17 protein-coding genes are annotated in these 24,010 nt (G+C 64.2%); 1 reads left to right on the top strand and 16 read right to left on the bottom strand.

The annotated features are described in order from the left end of the window. Positions 1 to 15: 15 nt before the first annotated feature. Positions 16 to 1,119: an efflux RND transporter periplasmic adaptor subunit gene (locus QWI75_RS03510; protein WP_289267301.1), complete on the bottom strand. Its 1,104-nt coding sequence runs from the start codon at positions 1,117 to 1,119 to the stop codon at positions 16 to 18. Between the two features lie 367 nt (positions 1,120 to 1,486). On the opposite strand from QWI75_RS03510, the gene QWI75_RS03505 reads away from it, so the two are divergent. Next, positions 1,487 to 2,116: a DUF4136 domain-containing protein gene (locus QWI75_RS03505; RefSeq protein ID WP_289267300.1), complete on the top strand. Its 630-nt coding sequence runs from the start codon at positions 1,487 to 1,489 to the stop codon at positions 2,114 to 2,116. A 118-nt stretch (positions 2,117 to 2,234) separates the two neighbouring features. On the opposite strand, the gene QWI75_RS03500 is transcribed toward QWI75_RS03505, so the two are convergent. The 15 genes from QWI75_RS03500 to QWI75_RS03435 form a co-directional block, all read right to left on the bottom strand. Continuing rightward, positions 2,235 to 3,905: a sirohydrochlorin chelatase family protein gene (locus QWI75_RS03500; RefSeq protein ID WP_289267299.1), complete on the bottom strand. Its 1,671-nt coding sequence runs from the start codon at positions 3,903 to 3,905 to the stop codon at positions 2,235 to 2,237. A 470-nt stretch (positions 3,906 to 4,375) separates the two neighbouring features. Further along, entirely contained in the window at positions 4,376 to 4,573 is a 198-nt protein-coding gene (locus tag QWI75_RS22635; protein ID WP_370693612.1) for a type II toxin-antitoxin system RelE/ParE family toxin, read from the bottom strand. A gap of 309 nt (positions 4,574 to 4,882) precedes the next feature. Further along, positions 4,883 to 5,158, bottom strand: coding sequence for a type II toxin-antitoxin system prevent-host-death family antitoxin (locus QWI75_RS03495; protein ID WP_289267298.1), 276 nt, complete (start codon positions 5,156 to 5,158; stop codon positions 4,883 to 4,885). A 248-nt stretch (positions 5,159 to 5,406) separates the two neighbouring features. Further along, positions 5,407 to 7,854, bottom strand: coding sequence for a TonB-dependent siderophore receptor (locus QWI75_RS03490; RefSeq protein ID WP_289267297.1), 2,448 nt, complete (start codon positions 7,852 to 7,854; stop codon positions 5,407 to 5,409). 174 nt (positions 7,855 to 8,028) lie between these two features. Continuing rightward, positions 8,029 to 9,021 carry a FecR family protein gene (locus tag QWI75_RS03485; RefSeq protein ID WP_289267296.1) on the bottom strand — a complete coding sequence of 331 codons (993 nt, stop codon included), beginning with the start codon at positions 9,019 to 9,021 and terminating at the stop codon, positions 8,029 to 8,031. Positions 9,022 to 9,109: 88 nt separating this feature from the next. Then, positions 9,110 to 9,625 carry an RNA polymerase sigma factor gene (locus QWI75_RS03480; RefSeq protein ID WP_370693543.1) on the bottom strand — a complete coding sequence of 172 codons (516 nt, stop codon included), beginning with the start codon at positions 9,623 to 9,625 and terminating at the stop codon, positions 9,110 to 9,112. Between the two features lie 62 nt (positions 9,626 to 9,687). After that, positions 9,688 to 10,359, bottom strand: a complete 672-nt coding sequence (locus QWI75_RS03475) for a redoxin domain-containing protein (protein WP_289267295.1) — start codon at positions 10,357 to 10,359, stop codon at positions 9,688 to 9,690. A 230-nt stretch (positions 10,360 to 10,589) separates the two neighbouring features. Beyond that, positions 10,590 to 11,342, bottom strand: coding sequence for a ZIP family metal transporter (locus QWI75_RS03470; RefSeq protein ID WP_289267294.1), 753 nt, complete (start codon positions 11,340 to 11,342; stop codon positions 10,590 to 10,592). Beyond that, complete coding sequence (locus tag QWI75_RS03465) at positions 11,335 to 12,597, bottom strand: PepSY-associated TM helix domain-containing protein (protein WP_289267293.1); 1,263 nt, start codon at positions 12,595 to 12,597, stop codon at positions 11,335 to 11,337. The genes QWI75_RS03470 and QWI75_RS03465 overlap by 8 nt, the downstream gene beginning before the upstream one ends. Before the next feature lie 181 nt (positions 12,598 to 12,778). Then, positions 12,779 to 15,220, bottom strand: coding sequence for a GNAT family N-acetyltransferase (locus tag QWI75_RS03460; protein ID WP_289267292.1), 2,442 nt, complete (start codon positions 15,218 to 15,220; stop codon positions 12,779 to 12,781). 41 nt (positions 15,221 to 15,261) lie between these two features. Next, the gene (locus tag QWI75_RS03455; protein ID WP_289267291.1) at positions 15,262 to 16,455 is read right to left on the bottom strand and encodes an MFS transporter; all 1,194 of its coding nucleotides are present in this window, start codon (positions 16,453 to 16,455) and stop codon (positions 15,262 to 15,264) included. Further along, positions 16,452 to 19,508, bottom strand: coding sequence for a SidA/IucD/PvdA family monooxygenase (locus QWI75_RS03450; RefSeq protein ID WP_289267290.1), 3,057 nt, complete (start codon positions 19,506 to 19,508; stop codon positions 16,452 to 16,454). The genes QWI75_RS03455 and QWI75_RS03450 overlap by 4 nt, the downstream gene beginning before the upstream one ends. A gap of 175 nt (positions 19,509 to 19,683) precedes the next feature. Next, complete coding sequence (locus QWI75_RS03445) at positions 19,684 to 22,128, bottom strand: TonB-dependent siderophore receptor (RefSeq protein WP_289267289.1); 2,445 nt, start codon at positions 22,126 to 22,128, stop codon at positions 19,684 to 19,686. 159 nt (positions 22,129 to 22,287) lie between these two features. Further along, positions 22,288 to 23,301: a FecR family protein gene (locus QWI75_RS03440; RefSeq protein ID WP_289267288.1), complete on the bottom strand. Its 1,014-nt coding sequence runs from the start codon at positions 23,299 to 23,301 to the stop codon at positions 22,288 to 22,290. A gap of 94 nt (positions 23,302 to 23,395) precedes the next feature. Beyond that, positions 23,396 to 23,935 carry an RNA polymerase sigma factor gene (locus QWI75_RS03435; protein WP_289267287.1) on the bottom strand — a complete coding sequence of 180 codons (540 nt, stop codon included), beginning with the start codon at positions 23,933 to 23,935 and terminating at the stop codon, positions 23,396 to 23,398. Positions 23,936 to 24,010: the final 75 nt, after the last annotated feature.

Genomic DNA, 24,010 nt, shown 5'->3' with positions numbered 1-24,010 from the left:
CAGAGAGGCGGCGCATTAGGACTCCGCCGGCGCCTGGGTCGTGACCGCCATCCCGTCGCTGAGCTTGTGGGTGCCGGTGCGAACGACCTGGTCGCCCGCCGACAGGCCGGAGAGGACCTGGACCAATCCTCGTTGCCGCACCCCCAGGATCACCTCCGTCAGACGCGCGGCTGATCCGTCGTAGCGAAAGGCATACGGCCGGCCCTGTTTCAACAGGACCGCCTCTTCGGGAATCATCAGCGCCTCCTGCTCCTCCCGGACCATCAGGCGGACGGTGACGAACAGGCCGGGACGAAGCGCCCCCTCCGGATTGGGGACCACCGCGCGCAGGGGGACCGTCCGATTCACCGCATCCAGTCGCGGATCAACCGCCGAGACTTCGCCCTGAAACACCCTGTCCGGGTAGGCCTCCGTCAGCAACCCCACCCGCTGCCCCACGGCGACCTTGGACAGCCACCCTTCCGGCACCTTGAAGTCCACGTGGAGTGTCCGCAGATCTTCGAGATTGACGAGATCCTGCCCCGGCGCGACATAGTCTCCGGCAGACACACGACGAAGGCCCACCGTGCCGGCAAACGGCGCGCGGATGATCGTCTTCTTGAGCCGCGTCCGGTACAGGACGCTGTTGGCCTCGGCCGCCTGCCAGGCGCTTCGTGCCTCATCAAGCTGCTGGGGAGAAATGATCGTCGTTTGTTGACCGGAGAGACGCTTCAGCCGCTCGTAGGTGAGCCGGGCGATCTTCTCCTGCGCCTCGGCCTGGCCTACCTCCGCCCGAAGCTCCTCTTGATCGAGCTCAAACAACAGGTCCTGCGCCGAGACCCGCTGCCCATCGACAAACGCGATGCGCCGCACCAACCCCGCCAGTTCAGGGCGGATCATGACCGAGGCCACGGCCTGAAGCGTGCCGACGGCGCTGAGTGATTCCGCAACCGGCTCGACCGTCACAGGCGCCACTTCCACCAGGAGAACCGCAGACCTGGCTCCATCCAGCTCGCCGGACCGGCCATCGGCCTTGGTGCCGAGCTTGGCGATCATCAAGAAGGTAAGCACGAGGCCGGCGCCAAGCACCATGGCCCAGGTCAGCCCCCGGCGTTTCAACTGGCGTTCAGACATCGGCATAAACGGGCTGCGGTTTCCCGACGGCAGGCGGACGCCGCCGGGCACACCCAGGCCCCTTCCTTTCCGCAGGCTACACTATATGACGTTTCAGAAGACAGAAACCACACTCGGGCCGGTCACGTCACTCTAAGAATCGGGCTAAGCAATGACCGAAGCAAAAAAGGGAACGGGCACGAGAGGATGACGGTTAATCTTCGACAGGGCTATGTCCCTTCACGCCGGTCTGGTGCGCCCGACAAAGGCCACCGGGTCCCAAGACGCAACCTGTCCGGTCCGACTGCCAAGCATGTCTTTTTCCTGCGCAGGGGCGTATGGTGGGCCAAATACGACGTGGTTCCACCATTCTCTATTATTATGAGGTGACGCGATGACGAGGCGTGGGTGTCGAACGCTGGTGGCGGGGTTGATGTTGGTGAGCCTGGGCTGCGCCGGGGGCGTCACCGTGGATGTCCATGGGCGCGGCACGCAACCGATTCCACCCCACATCACCTTCGCGGTGATCCCGACGGGAGAGGTGGAGCATGATCCGGCCTTTCCCACCTACGCGCGCCTCGTGGCCCGCAAGCTGGCGGAGCGGGACTATCGCGAAACCGACGCCAAGGTAGCCAAGCTCGGTGTCTATCTCGCCTACGGAGTCACCGAACAGGCGGCCACGGCGCCCTCATCAGCCGGCGGACCGCCCCTGGGAAGTCCTGCCGGGACGGGAGGCGGCGTCGGGTATGGAACGGCCGTCTCGCCGTCGGCGTCCGCGGGATTTTCCCGCTATGTCGCCCAAGTGGTCCTTATCGCCGCGGACTTGACCCAGTCACGCGCGACCGGTTCAGTGGTCGAGCTCTGGCGTGGTAATGCGCAGACGACCGGCCCGAGCAAGGATCTGCAGGCTCTGGCGCCGCTCCTGATCGAGGGAGCGTTCCGGCATTTCGGCGACACAACCGCGACGACCGTCCAACACACCTTCGGCGAGGAGGAAGTCAGGAAACTGCGAGCGACTCGATAGGCGACGGTGCCGCCGGCCCGGTGACAGATCCCGGACATCATGCGAGGGCGCGTTCAGCATGACGGCCCCGCGAGGAGCCGTGGAGCCCCCGTCCCATCCGACGAACGGGGCTCGGCATCTACCGTCCGGCGATGGGAGGGGCGTCGTCCAGGGGAGCAGCCAGGGCCGCGGCGGCTTTGTCAACCTCCTCCTCCAACCACCGGGTGAGTAACGGGTGTGCCAGCCCCTTTTCATTCAGCACGTACTCCACATCAGCCAGCAGTTTTTTGTAGGGACCGGAGCCGTACAAACGATTCGCGATGACGAGCACCCGACCCTGCTTGGCGTCTTCCCTGATCGAGGCCTTGATTTCCGCCATCGCGGGGTCCCGGAGCTCCGGCCAGTCTTCTCGCGCCGTGGCCGCGCGCAGCGCCCTGAGCCGGGCGCAGTGAGGGTCCTGCCTGAGCCGCTCGATATGCGATTGCATCACGTGCATCCACTTGGCATTCCCTTCCTCCGACCGGTCGCCGTGCGCGAGCAGGAGGACCGTTTCCGTCGAAGGCTCTTGACTGACTTCCATGATGCGTTGGTGCAGGATCTCCGCGACACCGGGATATTCTTCATAGCCGCCGAAGCCGGCGAAGAGCGCCGCGCTCCGCACCTGAGCCGGAAGCGGATGATCGTGGTCATGGGACGCCGGCGCGGGCGCGAGCCCGAGAATATACTCGATCCGTTCTTCCATATGATGGGACAGGGCATACATCCGCCCGAACACGATGCGCCGGATGCCCTGATCCTCCAACCGAGTCACCGCCTGCTGGATGATTTCCGCATCGCCCATCCCGAAGGCGATCTCCAGGGGGTAGCGCGTTTTGAGAGGGTTGATGATGTGTTCGACCGCATCGTTCCAAGGCTGCGTGGCTCCATGCGGCATGACGATGACGCCGATTTCACCGGCGGAGGCCGGCAGGTACCGGTTGGCGGTCTTCTTGAGCCATAGCAGCACATTCGGATGCGGCAGCAGTTCGTCTTTCACGTACGCCACATCCATTTCTCGGAACTTGTCGCCAAGCCAGTTGGTCAGCGCCATGCTGTGGTCGAACTTGGGGCCCAGTGTGGCAGGAACGGCGATCGTCCGTCCCTTCTTAGCCGCGGCTTGCATGAGGAGCGCGTCCACCGCCTTGTTCTTGTCTTCGGCTCCGGCGGCATCTCGATCGTAATACACGACCGCCTGGACCTCTTTGAACGCCTTCCGCAGGGAGACATAGGCGGCCAGTTTTCCCAGGTCGGCTTTCAGGGCCTGTTCCCCCGCCTCGTCCGGCGCCCCGACGCCGATCATGAACAGGCGCTCCTGCTGTGGATCCTGGCTCGTGGCTTCCACCCGATCCAGCATGATTTGTCCGGTGAGGTAGCTCTGCGCCATGGCCGGAGCCCAGCGAACGGCGCGGGCAGCGGTATAGGCCGGCAGATGGGCGATCACCTTTCGCAGCACGGGATCCGCCTCCGAAAGGAAGAGCGGGATGGCGACGATACGGGCCGCCCCATCTCGTGCCAATTCTTGGACCGCGCGGCTCAGATAAGAGGAATATTCGCTGCCGACTCCGTTGTAGTCCCGTCCAACCAAAGCCAGGGAGGCCGGGGCATACCGCTCCTTGAATTGCTCAAACACCGTTTGGATCTCTTGGTTCCCGAGATAGCCACGATCCGGCGCAACCACTAAAAAGCCGACGTCGCTCGTCTCAGCGGACACCCAGGAGGCTCCGCAGGCAAGGATCGCGCAAACATGGAGGGAGATGCGAATGAGAAGCATGGCTCTTGTCCTCCAGGAACAAGGGCGGGCGAGCGCCTCTTGCCTCACAGATCGATCACGTTGTCCCTGCGGCACGCAAACAAAAAAGCCCACGGCGCGTCTTACGCCCTGGGCTCCGACCTTCATGATCGCTGGCCTCGATACGGAGAGACGATGCTTAAAAGCGGCTCGCGTTCATTGCCTGCCCCTTCGTTGCCTGTAGTTGATATGTATTCTCGTTATCATTTATGACCAGCCCTTGTCAAGACCTCCGCAGCACTTCGGCGCGGCGAAGACACGGAAATGATCGCCGGATACTGAACTGGGCCGCCTGCGGTAGGCATCCCACGCTGACATGCACGGATTCCCCGAGGTCGGAATCGCAGCTCGGCGGCGTCATGGAACTTCGCGGCGTACCCCTTGCTTCGGTTACTCGAACCCAGCCTGATCGAGCCGAGGAACGTCAGCGGGGCGCCCAGTCAGTGAGTCGGTTAGAGAGCACGAAGAGCGCGTTCGAGAACGAGATCTTCCAAGTTACGGCGTCCGTCAAAGACTGCCAATACGTGAACGGCCCGGTGATCGATGCGATAAAGAAGACGATAAGGTGAGATGACCAGTTCGCGGAGAAAGTCTATGCCGATCTGGTGCAATTCAGGAACGATTCTTCCGCGCTCGGGAAAACGCTCCAGGCTTTAGGCGCGACGTTGTAGTTTCTGAAAGAGTCGGTCAGCAGTGTCAGGGGTCTGTTGTGGGAGATACTCTAGAATGGCGACGGCATCTTCGATGGCCACCGGTGACCATCGAACGCGGTATCGCTTAGCCCGCATTATTCACGATGCTTCGTGACGAAACCGCGCAGACGCGTCGTGAGACGGGCAAGCGCAGCCGCGAAAGAGGGAGGCATACTTGCAACAGTATGTTGACCGACTGAGTGGCGAGCACACCCGTCGCAGCAGCGTATCCGCGATTGCAGTAGAAGCCTTCGTGAATAATGCGGGTTAGGCACGTCGGAGGCGCGCCTCGATTGTGGCGAGGGCGCTCGCCTGATCCACCGCGCGCCCGCCGCGAATTTCGGCCTCTCCTTGAGCGGCTAATTTCAAGAGCAACAGTGCCCGTCGTGTCTGCTCAAAGGTCTCGATGTCTTGCACAACAGCTCGTGGCTCCCCGTTCTGTGTCACAATGGCGGCCTGACGGGTGTGATTGATCTGGTGGACCAATTCCGCAGTGTGGGTTTTAACGTAACTGATCGGCTTGATCGTTTCTTTCAAGCTCATCCCGTCTCCTTATAGAGAGCCCAATTTGAGTCGTAACGTAGCACTACTCTCCTAAAATGGGCAAGCGATTGCGAAGCACAACTGAAGACCCTCCCAGAAACTAGCCAGATGTGCTTGCATCGGTTCCGGGAGGGTTTCCAAGAGCTTGAGTGCGGTCTCAATAGCCTCTTCAGTTCTCTTGCCGCGTTGTAAGGACGCCCCCCATTCCTTCCCAAGCTGGCGGGTGACCGCTTAGCCGTCGACCGCTTCTAATAAAACTCCAGCCTGATCGACCCGAGCACGGTGAAGGGCACACCCGGATACACTTCGCGGCGGTTCTCGCGGCTTCCTTCGAAATACTCGTGATCCAACAGATTCCGGAAATTGAGGGCGGCGGTGAGGTTCGTGCGTTTGAACACCTCGAGTTTCCGGTAGTACAGCGCCGCATCCAAGCGAACGTAACCCGGCATCTCATACGTGTTTTGTAAGTCTCCCAGGCGCTTGGCGGCGGCATAGAAGCCGACGCCGGCGCCGAAGTTGCGGAGGGGACCGCTTTGAATCGTATAGGTGCCCCAGAGGCTCCCGCTGTGAAGCGGCGCATTGGCCAACGTATTCCCTGATGCGATGCCCAGAACCGAATCGTCGGACCTATTCTCTGCATCAATGTAGGCATAGGTGGCGATCACGTCCAAGCCCGGCATCACCCGGCCGGCCACGTCCAACTCAACACCCTGGCTGCGGCGTTCGCCGGTCGGCAGCGAGAACCGAAAGGTTGGATCGGTCGGATCGAACGTCGCCAGATTGCGCTGCGTGATCTGAAAGACCGCCAGATTGGTGAACAGACGACCGTCAAACAGCTCGGTTTTCACTCCGGCTTCATATTGCGTCCCTGTCGCCGGACGGATGACCTGATTGTCTTGCGTAATGGCGCCCAACTGCGGCGCGAACGAGCGGCTGAAGTTCGCGTAGAGCGACACGGGTTTCACCGGTTGATAGTTGACTCCCAGCATCGGACTGAAAAAGTTCTCCGAGACGCTCGCGGTCGAGACCCCTCCTTGAACGTCCTCCTGCTTGAAGATGTCGAACCGGCCTCCCAGAAAGAGCTTTAGATTGTCGAGCAGCGCGACTTGATCCACGAGGTATGGGGCGATGAAATTCGCCACGCCGTACCCATCGAAGATGTTGGCGGCCGCCGTCGTCGGCGTAAAGACCCGGGTCGGGTTGAACACGTTGGTGGTGCCGAAGCCGGTTCGAACGATGGTCTGATCCAGGCGCTCGCGTCCGATTTCGACACCCGCCAGCAGGCGATGGCCCAACCACCCGGTCGAGAAGACCCCGACGACTTCGTTTTGCAAGTAATGACTCTGCGCCGTCGTCGGTTGCTCGAACCGCACTAATCCGATGTTGCCGGTCGCCGTCGCGTTTCCGGTCTGCTCGATCGAATCATATGCTTCGCTGGCGATCGCGGTGCGAAAGCCCGTCCGCCAGGTCCAGTTGTTCGAGAGTTCATGGAGCAGGACCAGAAAGGCTTTCCCCTGGTGAAACTCGGTCCGGCGGTTGGGATCGCCGAGAAAGGTCGAGATCGGCACCGGGGCAACCCCACGGCCGATGGCCGGAAGACCGCGATCGATCACGCGATCGTCGTAGAGATATTCCATGTCGAACAGGAGGCGAGTCCGCGATCCCAGGGTCCAACTGAAACTCGGCGCGGCAAAGACGCGGTCGTGTTTTACTCCGTCGCGGAAGCTGCCGCCGCTCTCGTACAGACCGTTGAATCGATACAGCAACGACTTGCTGGCGTTGAGCGGACCGGAGACATCGATCGAAGGGCGATAGAGATTGTAGCTGCCGAAAATGAGGTCCGCCGAATAGTACGGCTCCTCTAGCGGCTTCTTGGTGATCAGGTTCATGATCCCGCCTGGCGCGGCCCGGCCATAGAGAAAGGAAGCCGGTCCTTTCAAGACCTCAATCCGCTGAAGATTGGCGGTTTCTCTGAACACCCGGTTCGCAAACCCGCTGTCATCCCGAAATCCGTTCTTGAAGATGTTCAGATCCGCGAAACTCGTGATCCCCCGGATATTGATGAACTCCTGCCGCCCTCCTCCGGTCGAGCTGATGAAGGTGCCGCTGACGTTGCGGATGACGTCCTGGATGCGAACCGCCTTCTGATCGTCCATGAGCTTGCGCGTGATCACTTCGACAGACTGGGGCAGATCGCGGACCGGCCCCGGGAGTCTCGTCGGCGAGGAGACTTCCTCATCCGTCTTGTAGCCGACTTCCTTGCTCTCGCGGACGACGATTTCCGGCACCTTGATCGCCTTGAACCTGGGCGAACCGGCCCCGCCACGCGGGGGTTCGGGTACCGCCAACCCTTCCCGCGGAGTCGCCGGCGCCGGGGTCATCATCGACCCGGATTGGCCCTCCACGAGCGTGACCGTGTGGGCATCGGTAAACCGATAGGTCAATCCCGTGCCAGCCAGGAGCGCTCGTAACGCCGCCTCCGGCTCATAGCGGCCGGCGACGCCCGGTGAGCTGACGCCGGCCGCCAGCTCCGCCGGATAGCTGACCTGGAGCCCGGTCGTCTCCGCAAAGGCATGCAAGGCGGACGTAAGCGGTTGGGCAGCGATGTCGAAGGTAACCGGCGCCCGCTCGCCCTGGCCGGAGGCGGCAGGCTGCGCCGCAGCCGCCGATTGACCGATCGTCAGCGCCAGCGCCATGGCCGCCGGCGCCGTCCATGGCCACCACCCGTACCCCGACCTGCAGCTCCATCCCCGTCTCGACATGGCTTCTCCCTTCCGGTTGCAGCGCGACGACCCATCGCCGCGACTCCTCCTTGACGGAAGGAAACAACCGTCCCTCACGTGCGGATGAAAAAATTTCTGAATCCAGGGTTAGAAGAGGATGACGAGGCGATTCGTGAGGCGGGCCATTCGAACCGGCAGCGTCTGCGTCAACGTCGTGAGCACGCCGGCGGGATCGGCGAGCGTGTAACTGCCGCTGACTTTGATGTCGGCGATGGAAGGATTCACGACGAGAATGGCGCCCGCATGGTACCGGCGCAGTTCCCCGACCAGATCCCCCAGACGGACGTTATCGACCACGAGGCGGCCCTTGAGCCAGGCCGTGGCAGTCGAGAGATCCGCCTCGCGCACTGGCCCGGGACCGCCCGCATCGACGGAGACCTGCCGGCCTGCCTCCACGCGAAGCGGCGCCCAAGCCGGTCCGTTCGGCGCCAACTCCACCATACCCTCGACGACGGTGACCCGGACCCCTTGCCGTTCTTCCCGAACAAGAAATTCGGTTCCCACGGCGCGGGTCAGGAGCCGCCCGCTTTCCACGATGAACGCCCGCCCTTCCTCCGGTTGCACCTGAAACCACGCTTCGCCCTTCAACAGGCGCACGCGCCGGGTGGCCGCGTTGAATTGCACGGCCAAGGCGCTGTCGGTGTTCAGCGTCACCGTGGAGCGGTCGGGGAGTTGAATCGTGCGCCGCTCGCCGGCGGCGGTCTGCTGGTCGGCGGTCAGGCGAGTCGGAAGGTCCAGTTGCAGGCCGAGGCCAATCACAAGCGCGGCCACCGCGGCCGCTTGCAGCATCCGCGTGAGCCGGCGTCGTCGCGGTGGGGCCGTTGAACCAAGGAAAGGCGAGCGCTCGTCCGCCACCAAGGCCGCGGCCTTGAGCGCCGGATCGTCCCACAGCTCGCAGACCTCGTCGAAGGCCCGCGCATGGCCCGGACTGTTCTGCCGCCACCGGTCGAATTCTCGCCGCTCCTCCGGCGAGAGGCGGCCGGACCTCAGGCGTGTGAACCAAGCGAGCGCCTCATCGGATGGGGTCGGCTCCTCGCCGAGCGGCGGATCGAATGGCGGCCGTTCGTCGGAGGTCGGCATGATCGCGGGGCACCCACTGGGACTGCCGGACAGATTCCGGGATGGGGCGAGTATAGGCTCTGACGGATGAGGGTGCCAGTCCCTCATGTCACTCCGCCTGGCGTTGTTGCAACGCCCGCCGGCAATGGAGCAGCGCCCGCATGATCAATTTCTCCACGGCGCTTTCGGACACGCCCAGTTTGGCGGCGATGGCCCGGTAGGAACAGTCGTGGACCCGATGCAAAAGAAAAGCTTCCCGGCTGCGAGGCGGCAGGCTGTCGATGGCATCCAGGAAGATTCTGAGCCGCTGCTTGTCGAACAGAGCGCGATCGGCGGGGGGCGCCGCCGAGGGGACGTCCGCCGCCGCTTCGAGCGCCTCGCCCGTCCGCCGCCTGGCCTGGCCTTGGCGCAGGTAATCGATCGCCAAATTGGCGGCGGTCCGAAACAGCAGGGCGCGCGGATAGGCCACGGAGGTGGTCGGGGCCAGGCTGACCAGGCGCAAATAGGTCTCCTGCGCCAGGTCCGCGGCCGCATCTTCGCAGCGGACGATGCGATAGAGCGACCGGATCAACTGTTGCCGGCACTCGTGAAACAGCCGCTCGATGTCCTGGGACGTCAGGCTCATGAACGCTCGCTCATCCCTTGATCGGCCGCTCTCGTCGGATGATCACCAGACCTTCCTGTCACTCACCGGCTCATCACGATACGGCGGGCCGTTCCCACGTCCCGCGGGCTGAGGCGCCGTCGCAGCGCCTCCATGCTCCTGACCGTCAGGGGATGCGCATGGTGGAACCTGACGTGGTTGTCGGGATCGATGGCGAAGGTGTGGCATCGGCCTGCCACCACATCGTGCTTGACGCCGTACAGGCGGGCCAATCGCTTCATCGGATCGATCAACAACGGGACCGAAAGCGGCCCGGAGGTCCTTGCCCAGGGGTCGTCGGCAACCAGATCGTCGGGCGCGACCACGAGCAACGCCGTGTCGGCCCGCGCGAACAGATGTTCCTGGCGGTCGAGCACCATCCGCTCCATCAGGCCCAGCCGTCCGGGAAAGCACAGGACCACCCATCGCCGGCGATACCGAGTCGAGTGCAGGTACATCGGCTCCCCGTTCATCACCGCCATAAGCCGAAACGGCGGGGCGGGGCGGCCGATCCGCGACTGATGCCGTGGAATCTGCCTCGCCTGCCTTGAATTGGCCCATCGGGAAACAGCCGCCTTTGAGGGTTCGCTCGCGCCGCCCGGCGGCGTTCGCCCGCAATTGACGCATTTCAGGATCGTGAGACGGGCATACCCTTCGCCGCTATAGTCCGGAACCAAGAGACCTCCGCATCGGAAACAATGTGTCGTGGCAATCATATCGTCCAACTCCTTTCCTCCGGGCTTTGTCTTGTCACCGCTGCTCCAACAAAAAAGCCCGGGCGTACCTGGTACGCTCGGGCTCCGGTCATCGATGACTCCGGCCTCTCCGCCGCGCGCGTCGAAACGGCGCGGCACATCTAGTTTTGATATTGAGAACTCGTCTCAACTAAAGAGTATAGGGATTCCCGTCGGAAAAGTACAGACCTTTTTTTGGGCTTCGATACGAATTAGCTGCGGATGCCCGACACGAGGGTCAGCACCATGGCCGTGACATACATGAGGCTGATGCCGGCAAAGACGCCGGAGGCGACTTGGAGACGACGCGACGCCGTGTAGGACATCGCGGTGAGCGACAGAATCACATAGAGCAGCGAGCCGGCGGCGAGCGTATAGAAGGCAATCGAGAAATACGGAGACAGGCCCTGCCCGCTCAACAGGGTGCCGACGCAGGTGGGACCGCCGGCCAACAGGCCAAGCCACCACACATCGAGCCATGGCAACGGAGCCTTTCCGGCAGCCCCAACGATCCCGAACCCTTCGGTTCCGTTGTGGAGCGCAAACCCGGTTACGAGCAGCGCGCTGAGGACCCACTCCCCGGCGGCATAGCTGGCGCCGATCGCCAAGCCTTCCCCCAGATTGTGCAACCCCATGCCGACGGCGATCATGTACGGAAGCGAGAGCAGGCGGCCGGTTGATCCGGTCCCAAGGATCTGGCTGGATTCCAACGCGACGAGGCCGATCAAGCTGATGCCGAGACTACCCAGAAACACGCCCCACGAGACTCCATCCCGCGCGCCGGTCAGCTCCACGGCTTCGTGCATGAGGTCGAAAAAGAGGTAGGCCAACACGCCCGTCGCCACGCCGATCAAGGCGCCCTCCCAGGATCGCGGCAGGATCTTGCCGAGCGCCAGGGCGACGCCGATGCCGAGATAGACCGGGATGACGCCGGCCACGAGGCCCAACCCGATCAGGTCAATCATGTGCGAAGCGCTCCTGCGCGACCGAGGCGACTGTTCCTGCCCGCTGCCGTTGATGGGCCCGCCGCTTCAGCCACCACATGCGAAGTCCCGTGACGTAGAGGACCAATGGGATCACGCCGCTCGCAAACACGATCCATCGTCCCGCCAATCCGAAGGCCTCGCCGTTGTGCAGGGGGAACAGCCAGGCCAGGAATGTATCACCGGCGGTGAAGTTCCGCCAGTCGCGGACCTTCAAGACCGCGCCGCTGTATTGATCGAGCCACACCTGGCTCTGCCCGCCTGATTCCCGCACCTCGCCGGGCTGGCGCAGCCCGATTCGAAAGACGCCCTCCGGATGGTCCGGGACCGAAAGAAACTTGAGTTCCCCTTCCGGAACAATTTCCCGCGCGCGGGCCACCGCCTGCTCGGCGGACAGCGCCGGCGCGCCGGGTGCGGGAGGACTGGAGCGCAGGTCGCCCTTCTTGGGAAATTCCTGCACCGGCGAGAAGATTCTGACCAGCGGAACGACATACTCGGAGAACTCCAGATAGACGCCGGTGAACGCGAGCACGGCCAGGATGATCGCGCTGTAGAAACCGCTGAGCTTGTGGAGATCGTAATGCCACCGAATGACGCTCCGACCGGGTTTGCATGAAAACGCCTGTCGCAGCCGGCCGAGGCTCGGCCACCAGAGATAGAGGCCGGTGCCGACTGAGACGAGCAGGAACAGGCCGAGGAAGCCCACGATGGTTTGGCCTGGTTTGTCGATCAGCAACGATTCGTGCAGTTCGTAGATGAACGACACCAGCGTGCCGCCCCACTCGCGGCCGGGGCTCAACACCTCGGCCGTCGCCGGGTCGATCCGAACTTCGATCCAGCGGGGTTCTTCCGGGTCATGGGTCGGAATCGTGTACCAGACCAGGACCGTATCGTCCGGATGGTCAGGAAGCCGGATGTGCTCCAAGCCGCCTCCATTCGGTCTTGCGGCCCGCGCCGCTGCGACAATGTCATTGAGCGGGCGGGATTCGCCCGCAGACCGGCTGCGGAGCAGATCCGGATTGAGCCATCCGTCGATGGCCTTATAAAACACGAGCAGGCTGCCGGTGAGGCTGACGAGCACGAAGAGGCCGCCGACGACCAGGCCGAGGTAGAGGTGGGTTTGCAACCACAGTCGGCGAAGCGGATGCCGGAGCACAGTGGAGGCGGGCGGCGGGGCGGCGCCGACCTCCGCCGAGGCAGCGACAGGCTCTTGAACGGCGACGGGCGATCCGGCCATGGTCTCGTTCCCCTCCATTCTGGAAAATGGGCTCCGGGATTCGAGACCCTCCGGCCGCTTCACGAATTGGGATAGGGCGATCCTAGCCCACTTTGAGAGCGGTTTTCAATATCGAGCGAACCGGGACCTCGGCGAAACTCGGCGCAGCGTCGCGGATTGCACCCCGTCTCGCTCCGTCAGATCACACTACGCTTGTCGGCTCATCAATGAACTCCCGGATGTGGCCGTCCTCTCGCCCGGTCGAGCGAAACGGCGCGATCGGATTGGCCAGCGTCCCTGCAAACTGCAGGTTCTTCGCCGGATCCGCCAGATCGATCATCTGGCGATTGTTGGCGATCTGCAACCGGTTGAGGCAGGAGCGCCGAAATTCTGCAGCGAACAGATCGTGGCGCCGGAACTTCTCCGACAGTTCCGGATGTTTCCATTGATACTCCAGCACGCATTCCGCCACCAGCCGCCAGAAGCCCGTCTCGGAACACAGGCGCTCCTCCCACAACAGCTCGGCCAGGTAGCGGAAGAAACAGTCGAACACGTCGACGAAGAGCGACAGCACCTTCATCTCTTCCGGAACCGAAACCGACAGGCGGCGGACCTTCTCGGGCAGCACCCGGGCGTCGAGGACCGCCGATTCCTCCGCAATGTCCTTGAGAACCACGCGGACCGGCACATGGTCCCGCAACACGAGGATGATGTTCTCCCCGTGCGGCATGAACACCAGATCGTGCGCGTAGAAGCAGTGCAGGAGCGGAGCCAGATAACAGCGGAGATATCGCCGCACCCATTGCTCCGCGCCCACGCCGGACGCCCGGATGAGCTCCGGGAGGAGCGCGACGCCGTCACGGTCCCGATGCAACAGCGCCGCCATCGTCATGAGCCGTTCTCCCGCCGCCAAGCGCGGCACCGGGCTTTCGCGCCAGAGCGCAGCCAGCATTTTCTTATAGGGGCTGTCCCCGGTGACCGCCGCTTCATAATGCGGGTGCCGATAGCCGACGGACGCGACCTCGCGCAGAATCCCGAACCCGCTGTCCCGCAAGTACGAGTCCCCCTCGATCAGGGCATGGATCCATTCGTTGATGGCGGGCGTCGTCTCCATGTAAGAGGAGGAGAGCCCGCGCATGAACCCCATGTTCAAGATGGACAGCGCGGTTTTGATGTAGTGTTTCTCCGGACGCGTAAAGTTGAAGAACGTGCGGATGCTCTGCTGCGCGCGATAGACCTCTTCGCCGATTCCGAGATACAGCAACTTCCGAGAGGCCAGGTCGGGGGCGAACAGACAGGCGAGCTTGTTCTCCCATTGCCACGGGTGAACCGGGAAAAAGAGGTACGAGTCCGGATTCAACCCTTCCCGCCGCAGGATCTCGGTGAAGGCCTGCACGGTTGGCGCGCCGAGCGTCTTTTGCATCAGATCCCCATAGCTCAGGTCGCTGGCGGAGGCGAACGTCGCACGGCTCTTGTGCGCGGCCAGCCAGACGAGCCGAACGTCCGCTCCGACCTCCGGCGCGTAGGTCCGATAATCCCGCACGTCGAAGCCGATGCGGCCGTTGTTCGCGACGAATACAGGATGCCCCTCCGCCATGCCTCGTTCGATATCCTGGAACCCGGCATGGGCGAGTTCCACCGCGCCAAGCTCCTGGTTGGCATGCTTGTAGGCGCCGCCATACAACGTGCTCGTGATCTCTTCCATATAGGTCGGCAGCATGGCGGGGTCGATGCCGATGAGCCGGCGGATTTCCAGGATGAAGCTCAGGGCATCGAGGCGGGCCCTTTTGCCGCGGGCGTATTTTTCGATGGAGGCCGCGTCGATGTGCCAGTGCTCCAGATGCAACACCTTCGCGCGAAACCGATATTCGATGTCCGGGCTGTCGGTGCCCAGAACATAGTGTTCCCAGCCGCCTTCCGAGCCGGTGCGCCGCGGTTCCAGCAGCAGCTCGTGAGCGAACTCGCGAATGATCTTTCGGACCAGAAGAACATTGACCGTCGACCACAGGCCCGGAGTCAGATGCGAAACGCCGGTGTCCGCGCCGGACATGGGGGCCCAGCCTCGTTCGCCGCCGTTCCGCTTGAGGGCAGTCTGGTACCGGGCTCTCGTACAGAATGCCAGGTAGGCGGTCTTCTTCGGCAACTGGATGATGTCCTGGTATTCGAAGCCGGCACGCCTGTTCAGCCGGTGAATCTTCTCGTTCCTGACGTCCGGCTCGACCACGATACGCTCCACCGAGTCCTCGCTGAAGAGAAAATCCATGACGACGGTGAAGACATGCCAGGTGAACTGGGCGATCGGCCGGTCTGTCGGCGCCACCAGGATATGCATGCCCCGGTCGCCCGGGCGGGCGTCGTAATAGCGACCCACCACGTCCTCCATCGGGTGATAGCGCTCGACAAGAAACGCCGGCTCGTCGTCGTGAAACCCGAGGAACACGGATGAACCCGGCTGCCTCAGAATCTCCCTATAGGCCGACTCGACGTCATCGACGGACTGCTGTTGCATGCCCCAGTACTTGGCGCGCTCATGCGTGACCCAGCGGTGCACCAGCGGAATGTCATCCGGCACATCCAGCATCCGGAGCGTGAACCGACCAACAGCCGGAACATCCTTCTCAAAACATGGGTCCTGTCTTCGCATAGGTTCCTCCGGTTCGTGAACTTCCTCCTGCAACATGTGGCTCATAACGCGGCCGTCACCCTGCTGACCGCCGGCTGCGCACCAGGGTGTAAGAGCCACCGATACAACAAGATGGTCGCGACAAATCCGACCGACGCGACCACAAACGGCGCCCGAAGGCCATGGGTTGTCACGAGCGACCCGGCCGCGAATGACGAGCAGAGGACGCCGAGCTGTTGAAACACGTGGATCTTGCTGAAGTCGGTCGCGTAGCGCTCGGGATCGCTCCGCTGAAACAACAGCAGGTCGAGACGAACGGCCCCCTGGAACAGCGCCCAGCCGAAGATGCCGCGCCCGATCAGCACGAGCAGCTCCTGGGGAGAGGCTTGGAGCAGACTCCCGAGCAGCCCCGCGAGAAGGGCCGTGACGACCCTGTGGCGGCCCTCGTCACCCGCGCCCCGTCGCGCCCCGAGCCACAGCGCCGCCAGGGCCACGATTCCCGGAATCGCGTAGACCAGGCCGGCGACCAGGCGATTGTCCAGCCCGGACATCGACTCCCAGTACAGGGTAAAGAACGGCCGGGTCAGAAACGCGCTGAAATAGAAGAGCAGCATGACCGCACCGAGACGGTAGACGAGGACGGTCGCCCGGCTTCTCGGCTCCCGGCTTGGCGCTCGGAGCGACTCGGTTGCCCGACCGGTCGCGCCGCGCTGCTGGTCTCTTGCCAACGGCAGGCAGATGAGCGCCTGCGTCAGGTCACAGGCCGCCATGACCAGGAACAGATGGCGCGGCTCCAATACTTGGAGGACCAGGCCGGAGAGCAACGCTCCGAGGATGCCTCCAAGGTGCACGATGACGGAGAGCAACCCGATCGTGCCGACATGGCGGTCCTTGGCCTCCTCGCTCAGCAGGTAGGGATAGATGAGCAGGTAGCTGGCCTTGAAGGTAAACATCCCGAGCGACATCAGCCAAAAGATCGGGAGCGACCCGGCGCCATACGACAGCAGGCACAGAAGTCCGGCGGCGAGCTGGGTGTAGACCAGCAGGCGCAGCGCGGGCAGATACCTGGCGACCCAGGCCCAGAACGGAAAGGCCGCCATCACGGTGAAGCAAGAGGCTCCGATGTAGAAGCCCACGTGCTCCGGATCGCGCAGGCCGAACACGTCCGCAAAGTAGTGCGGATAAAACGGAGCCAGCAAGCTGTCGCCGACCACCGCGATGACGGTCACCAGCACCAGCAGGAGCTTGAGGGTCATGCTCGACACGCGCCCGAACGTGTGGGATCGCCGGCTGTCCTGCGCAGGGCGTGCCTAGGTGCGGAGTCGCAAGCCGGCGCAAGCACCGCACTTTCTCCTGGATGCGCCGAAACGAACGCTCCTGTGTCGGACCCCGGGGCGTCGAAGGTGCTGAACGCCGTTGATATCGGGAGCCGGTAGACTTCTCGCCCCACGATGGCATTGAGAATGACGGCATTGCGGTACGGCGCGATGCCGAGATCCGGCGCGGCCGCGCCATGACTGTGCAGGTCCGCGTGGGCGACGAAGATGCGCCCGCTGATCGAGTCGGCCAGCTCCAGGGAATGATCGAGTCGGACTTTGTAGCGCCCCTGCTCGTCTCGGCGCAGCCTCCCCTCGATCGGGCCGAGAAAGGACGCCCGGCGGTGCCGGTACCCGGTCGCCGCGATCACGAGATCCGTGCTGTGCGGGAAGACCGCCCCGGTGTCGCGATGGCGACAGTGCAGGACCGGCCGGCCGGACCCGTCCTGCCGGGCCGACTCGATCGTGACACCGCACCGGAGGTCGACCGGGGACGATTCGAGCTTGAGCCGCCGCCGGTACAGCAGGTCGTGGATCTGCTCCAGGGTTTCGGTCGAGATCCCCTTGTAGTGCTGCCACTGTTCGGCGACCAGCCGGTCTTTCACCGGCTGGGGCAACCGATGGAAGTACCGGACGTAGGCCGGCGTCGTCATCTCCAGGACGAGCTTCGTGTAGTCGAGGGGCGCGAACGACCGCGTCCGGGTCAGCCAGCTCACGGCGGGCCCGCCGGCCAGATTCTGCGTCAGCAGATCGACCATGATCTCGGCGCCGGATTGCCCGGCGCCGACCACCGTCACATGCGATGCGCGTTCCACCTCGCTCCGGCGGTCCAGATAGTCTCCGGCGCGCACCAGCCTGTCCGCCGGCAGTCCGGCCAACGCCTCGGGCACGTACGATTCGGTGCCGATGCCGATCACCAAATGTTTGGCCGCCAGGGCGAGCCGCGCGCCGTCGCCACGCGTCGTTTCAACGACAAACCGCTCCCGGGCTTCGTCCCAGTGAACCGCTTCGACCCGGTGCGAGAACCGCACGGCCGGCAATCGGGAGGCCGCCCACCGGAGGTAGTCCTCGTATTCGACGCGGGTCGGATGAAACTGCTCGCGGATGTAGAACGGGTACATGCGATCGACGTCCCGGAGGTAGGCCAAGAACGACAGTGGGTGCGTCGGATCGACCAGCGTCACCAGGTCGGCGAGGAAGCTGAGCTGGAGCCGGGCATCGTCGAACATCAACCCGGGATGCCACCGCAGCTCGGGGCGCGCCTCGAGGACGACAAGATCCAACCCGGTGATGGTCGACGCGAGCGCGGCCAACCCCAGGTTGAACGGCCCGCAGCCGATCGCGATGACATCATGCTCGCGCCGATCCCCGGCCGGGTCCTCCGTGATGACCCGATCCATCGCTGACAGCCGCCGCTCCTCTTCACACTCCCGGCCCGCCTCCAGCGCCGCGTCGAGGAGGTGGTCGATCTCGTGCGGGGAGGCGGTGGGATTGAGCAGGGTCAGCTTCAGGCAGACGCGCTCGGGTGAATCGGGCCCTTGCCCGCGCACCGCGGTGCGGCCGATCAGCGCCATCCCGCGCTCCAGCAGGCGCCGCCGCAATTCGCCGTTGATGTCGTCCTCGATCTGGGCCAGATCCCCCCGGTGCCGATGTGTGCACCGGTACCGGAACACGACGGTCGTGAGCTCGGCCGGCGACACCAGTTCCAGGTTGGGTTCGGCTTCGATCCGCTCCTGCGCGCGGCAGGCCAAGCCGTGGCAGGCATCGACCATATCCCCCAATCCCCGGCGGCCGTAGGCCAGCAACGTGGCGACGACCTTCACCGCATCCGGCCGGCGCGTCGTCTGCAGGCTACGGCCGAGCAGGCCGTCGTAGCCCGCCGCCTGATCATCGGTCGGGTTCAGATAGGCGACTTCGCGGTCCAACGGGGCGAACGCGGCGTGGTCAGACACGAGCAAGATACTCGCCGCCGCCGGCTGCCAGCCGAGCTTGTGCAGGTCTACGGTGATCGAGTCGGCTCGCTCCAGACCCGCCAGCCGATCCGCCAGGCGCTCGGAGAACAAGGCGCCGAAGCCGTACGCGGCATCGATGTGCAGCCAGACGCCATACTCCGCGGCGAGTGGCGCGATCTCCGGAATTGGGTCCATCGTCCCGAAGTCCGTCGTGCCCGCGGTGGCAACGACCGCCACAAGCGTGTGGCGTGGAGCCAGGTCGCGCAGGAGGCCCCCCAACGCCCGAGCACACATCCGCCGGCCTCCGTCCGTCGGGACGGTGCGGACGGCGCCTTCCCCCAATCCCAAGGCGGCGCAGGCCCGCTGGACCGAGAAATGCGCACATTCCGAGCAGAGCACCAGAGGACCGGGCAGCGCCCCGACCCCATCGCGGCGAATGTCCACTCCGCGTCGCCGGGCGGCCCGGTCGCGCGCCAGCAGCAGGCCCATGAGATTCGAGATCGAGCCGCCCGGTGTGAGGACGCCGTCCGCCTTCGGCCCCAGCTTGGCCATCCGGGCGAGCGCCCCGATCAACCAGCGTTCCACGGCAATCGCAGACGGACCGGAATCATAGGTATCCAACGACGCATTGCTGATGCTGGCCAGCGCATCGGCGGCAACTGCCACCAAGAGCGGCGGCGGCTGCAGGTGCGCCGCCGCCCGCGGATGGGACAGGTCGAGTCCGTATTCCGCCAGCACTCTGGCCAGTCGTTCCAACGCCGCGTCCGTGCCGATCCCCTCGGTGGGCACTTCGACCGGCCCGAGCAGGTCCTCAGCGGCGCTCAGCACCTCCCCGGCCGTACCGGCAGGGAACGGCCGGTCATCGCGCTGGCATTCGAGCGCCCGCTCGATGGCTCCTGCGAGCACCGCCGGAAGCCGGGCGAGCCCTCCGCGCGAACCGGCCAGGAGGCAGCGGCGCCCCCTCGACAACGGGTCGTCGGACGGCGTGGTCGCTGTCATGCCGGCCAACATCGATGCAGGGATCTTGCGAATGGTGTCCATAGGTCCCTCACTCCAAGTTGTGGTGCCCGCAACAGGCGGGCATCAGCAGGCCGATGCCGGGCTCTGGACGCGAGGTCTCGGGCCGTAGAGCTGACGAAGGCTGCTCGGCGCGATGCGCGCCGAGCCTTGACACGCAGGAGGGACGAGGCAACCCTTCACCCCCGCGCTGACGGTCTCACCACCGGTAGGCGACTGTCCCGACCACGGTGCGGCGTTCGCCGAAGACGCAGAAATTGGTCCCTCCGCGATCGAAGCAGGAAAACGCGTCATGATTGAAGATGTTGCTGATATTCAGCGCGAACCGATAGCGGCGCCAGGTGTAGTCGATGACCGCGTCCCCGACCACGAAGCTCGGGACTCTGAACTGGTTCGCGACGTCCGAATAGGTATACCCCGTGTACCGCGCGCCGCCGCCGATCCCGAACCCCTTCCAGGTTCCGTCCGGAACCGTGTACTTGACCCAGAGCGAGCCGAACTGCGCGGGAGTTTGGGTCAGCCGCTTGCCCTTCTCGGTCGGATCGGCGCTCTCCATCACTTCATTGTCGAGCAGCGTATAGCTGGCGATCAGGTCGATGCCCGAGTCGAAGCTCGCCAGTCCTTCCAGTTCAAGCCCGCGCGAGCGCGCCTTGCCCCGTTGCACCGGGAGAAACGTCCCCGGATCGGTCTGCACGTAATTTTCTCTCGTGAGGTCGAACAACGCCGCGGTGAAGAAGCTGCGTGACCCCGGGGGCTGGTACTTGATGCCGACTTCATATTGCCGGCCGGTCTCCGGCGAAAAGGGCTGCCCCGATTGGTTCAGACCGATCGACGGCAGGAAGAACGTGGAATAGCTGACGTATGGCGCCAGCCCGAAATCGAAGAGGTACGTCAAGGCCGCCCGGCCGGTGGCTTTGCGGTCGTCCTGGCTCTGGCTGGCCGACGGCGTAAGGTTGTCCTGCGTGTCGTTGTTCGCCCAGTCATGACGTCCGCCCACGGTCAGCAGCCACTTGTCGTAGAACTTGATCTGATCCTGCAGATAGAGACCCGTCTGCCATTGGGTGACGTGTTGGTCCAGGAACAGGGAGGGCAACGGAAAGGGCGCGCCGTAATCGAACCGGTTGAAAATATCGATGTCGGAGGCGGCGCCGAACGTTTGCCGCAACTTCACCGTGATCCGCTGGAAGTCCAAGCCGCCCAGCACCAGGTGCTGGAACGGCCCGGTCGAGAATCGGCCGTGCACTTGGTTGTCAATGGCCAGCGCGTTCAATGTGCCGAGCGATCCGAAGGCGCCTCTCCCGACAGTGCGGCGGTCCGCTCCGAAGCTGCTGCTGAAGATGTTCATGAGGTCGAGTTCGGTCATGCTGTAGCGGAGCTTCTGGACGAAATCCCAGTCCGTGGCCAGACGATGCTGCAATTCATACCCGACCGATGATTCCGTTCTGTTTTGCTTTTCAATATCGGGGAAGCCCGTGAACCGGGCGGCCGGAATGCTCCCGTTGGGATTGACCCGCAACGTGCCCTCGGCCGGCAAGGCCTGGGAGGAACCGAGCTGATCTTTCTGAAAGTGCGCAAAGAACGTGATCTTGGTGCCGGGGGCCGCCCGCCACGTCAGCGCGGGCGCGATGTAGATCCGATCGTTCGGCACCTGATCGATCTGCGTGCCGCTTTCGCGGAAGAGGCCGGTCAATCTGAACGCGAGCGCGTCGCTGTCGTTGACCCGGCCGCCGAGATCGAGCCGGCCTTCGTACCGGCTGAAACTGCCGGTCAGGAATTGCAGTTCATGGAACGTCTGTCCCGTCGGCCGCTTCGTGATGTAGTTCAACAAACCGCCGGGGCTGCCCTGTCCGTAGAGGAAGGAGGCCGGCCCGCGGAGCACGTCGATCCGCTCGGCGCCGTAGGGCTCGAGGTTGTAACTGACCGCGAAGCCCGGATTGCGGAGCTGGAGCCCGTCCTTGAACAATCCGTTCTGCGTCGCGTCGAATCCGCGGAACCGCAGGAAGGTGAACCGCGGCTCGAATCCGAACGGCTCGCCCTGGACGCCGGCCGTGTAGCGCAAGGCTTCCGCGATGGTATTGACTTCCTGGGCGTTCATCCGTTCGCGCGTGATCACGGTGATGGACTGCGGGGTCTCGATGAGCGGCGTGTCGCTCTTGGTCGAAGTGCTCGTCTCCTCCGCCACATAGGAGGCGGCATCCTCTCGTTCACGGACGTCTTTGACCAGCACTTCCGGTAGCTTGACCGGTTTTCCCGTCGTCCCGTCCGCGCGAGGCGACAGGCCGGACGGACCTTCAGGCGGCGCAGCGGACGGGGCCACCGGCATGGCCGGCGCTTCCACGAGGGTTACGGCTCCGCCGCTTGTGAATCGATGGGTGAGACCCGTGCCTGCCAGGAGGGCGCTCAGCGCCTCTTCCGCCGTATACGTTCCCGTCACCCCCGGACTTTCGCGCGCGCTGGTGAGCGAGGCGTCTACCAGCAATTCCACATTCGCAGTTTCCGAGAACTGAAGCAGCGCCGAGGACAAGGACTGCGGCGGAATGTTGAAGGGTATACGTTGCTGAGCGGATGTCTCCAAAGCGAACCCGGCATGAACGACGAGGCCCAGCAGGAAACTGATGAAGACCAAACGGCTCCGATGCGCCATGCGACAGACCCTCCGGTATGTGAAACACAGCTCGCCGTCTCTCCTGATACGACGAACTGCGCCGCCGTGAGGTCTAGTCGCGTGAAAAGATTTGTGTGAAAGATTGTGAAGGGCCGCGGAGGGCTGAGGCGTGATGCGAAAGCGGCCCCACGCCCGGGCTCAGGGGGAAGACGGCCCGGTCTTACGCGACAGCAGCACCAGCCGGTCGGTGACGGCCACCGTTCGGATCGGAAGGGTTTCTTCGATGGTCTGGAGCGCCTGTTGGGTCCTGCGGATATCGAAGACGGCCGTCACGGGAAGCCGTTGCAGGGATGGGTCACGCAGCACGATCCACCCGCGGCGGTATCGGTTTACCTCCGCAATGACCTCGGCCAGCGGCTGATGCTCGAAGACAAGGCGATGGCGCCGCCAGGCGAGCGCTCGGTCGAGATCCGCCGTCTCGACAAGGCTGAACGAGCCGGCCGACCCGTACGAGAGACGCCGGCCTTCCGGCACGTCAACCGCTGCGCGATGGCCGATAACGCGGACGGCATGCTCGGTGACCGTCACGACGACCTGCCCTCCATCGGCTCGCACATTGAACGCCGTCCCCAGGGCGCGAATCGTGCCGCCCCCCGCCACGACCTCGAAGGGACGCCGGGTATCCGGCGCAACGGAAAAGAAGGCTTCGCCTTCGTGCAGGACCAACCGGCGGGCGGCCGGGGTAATCTCCACCGACAGGGCCGTGGCGGTATTGAGATGGACCGTCGATCCGTCGTTCAGCGTGACGGACCGCTGTTCGCCGGTGGCCGTGCGGTAGTCCGCTCCGAGATGCCAGGTTTGGATCAGGCTCACCAGACACAGGGCCGCCAAGGCGGCGGCAGCGCTGAGCAGGGCAGCCCGCCGCCACGCGCCAACCCAGCCGACGCGCCGTGGGGCTGCGGCGCCCGCCCTGTCGGGGCCCGAGGCACGAGGCGACAGCAGCGCGCCCATCGCCTGAATGTCCGGCTCGGGGAGGACGTCGAGCTGGTCCCAGAACCGCTCGGCCTCCCGATACGCCAGCCGGTGAGCCGGATCGGCGGCGAGCCATTCGGCGAATTCCCGCCGGTGTTCGGCTCTGGCGTCGTCGGCTTGCAACAACACGAGCCACCGTGTCGCCGCCTCCGCGGGCGTCTCCCGAGACCTGTCGGTCATGGCGAGGGTCATGGTAATGATCCGGCCGCCGTCCTGTCACCTGCTATTATGAACGACGAACCGGGCGGCTTTCGCATCCAGGACGCCGGCCTCCTCACAGCGGCTCCTCCTCAACGCGCCGCCGGCAATAGTCCAGCGCTTTGATCATATGTTTGACCACGGTGCTCTTGGTGATGCCGAGCCGCTTCGCCACGTCCGCATAGCTCAGATGGTGGAACTTGTGAAGGATGAACACGTCGCGGCACTTGGGCGGCAGCTCGGCGATGGCCCGGTGCAGCCGCCCGACCTGCTCTTTGCTCAAGACTTCGGCTTCGGCCGAGGGACGCTCATCGGCCGTCTCGATGCCCGCCTCGTCCCATACCTCGTAGCGGGCGGCATAGCGCAACCGGCGCTGGTGATCCACGGCGAGATTGGCGGCGACCCGGAACAGAAACGCGCGAGGATTATCGGGCTGCTGCGCCGGCGGCAGTTGTGCGAGCCGCACAAAGGTTTCCTGGACCAGATCAGCGGCGGTATCGGGACATCCCAGGCGGCGAGCGAGAAATCGCTGCAACTCGCCGCCGCACAGCCGGAAGGTCTCCAGCAGAGAACGTTGTGGCGATTCCGGCCAGGCGGTCGATTCCTCCGTACTCATGGCCGCAGACCGTATCACAGGACAGGGGGAGCGGGAATGTTCATCCGCCGGAATAGAAAACATCGGCCAGGGACC

This window comes from Nitrospira tepida, assembly GCF_947241125.1.
Classification (GTDB): domain Bacteria; phylum Nitrospirota; class Nitrospiria; order Nitrospirales; family Nitrospiraceae; genus Nitrospira_G; species Nitrospira_G tepida.
This window is presented reverse-complemented; position numbering and strand designations above follow the sequence as displayed.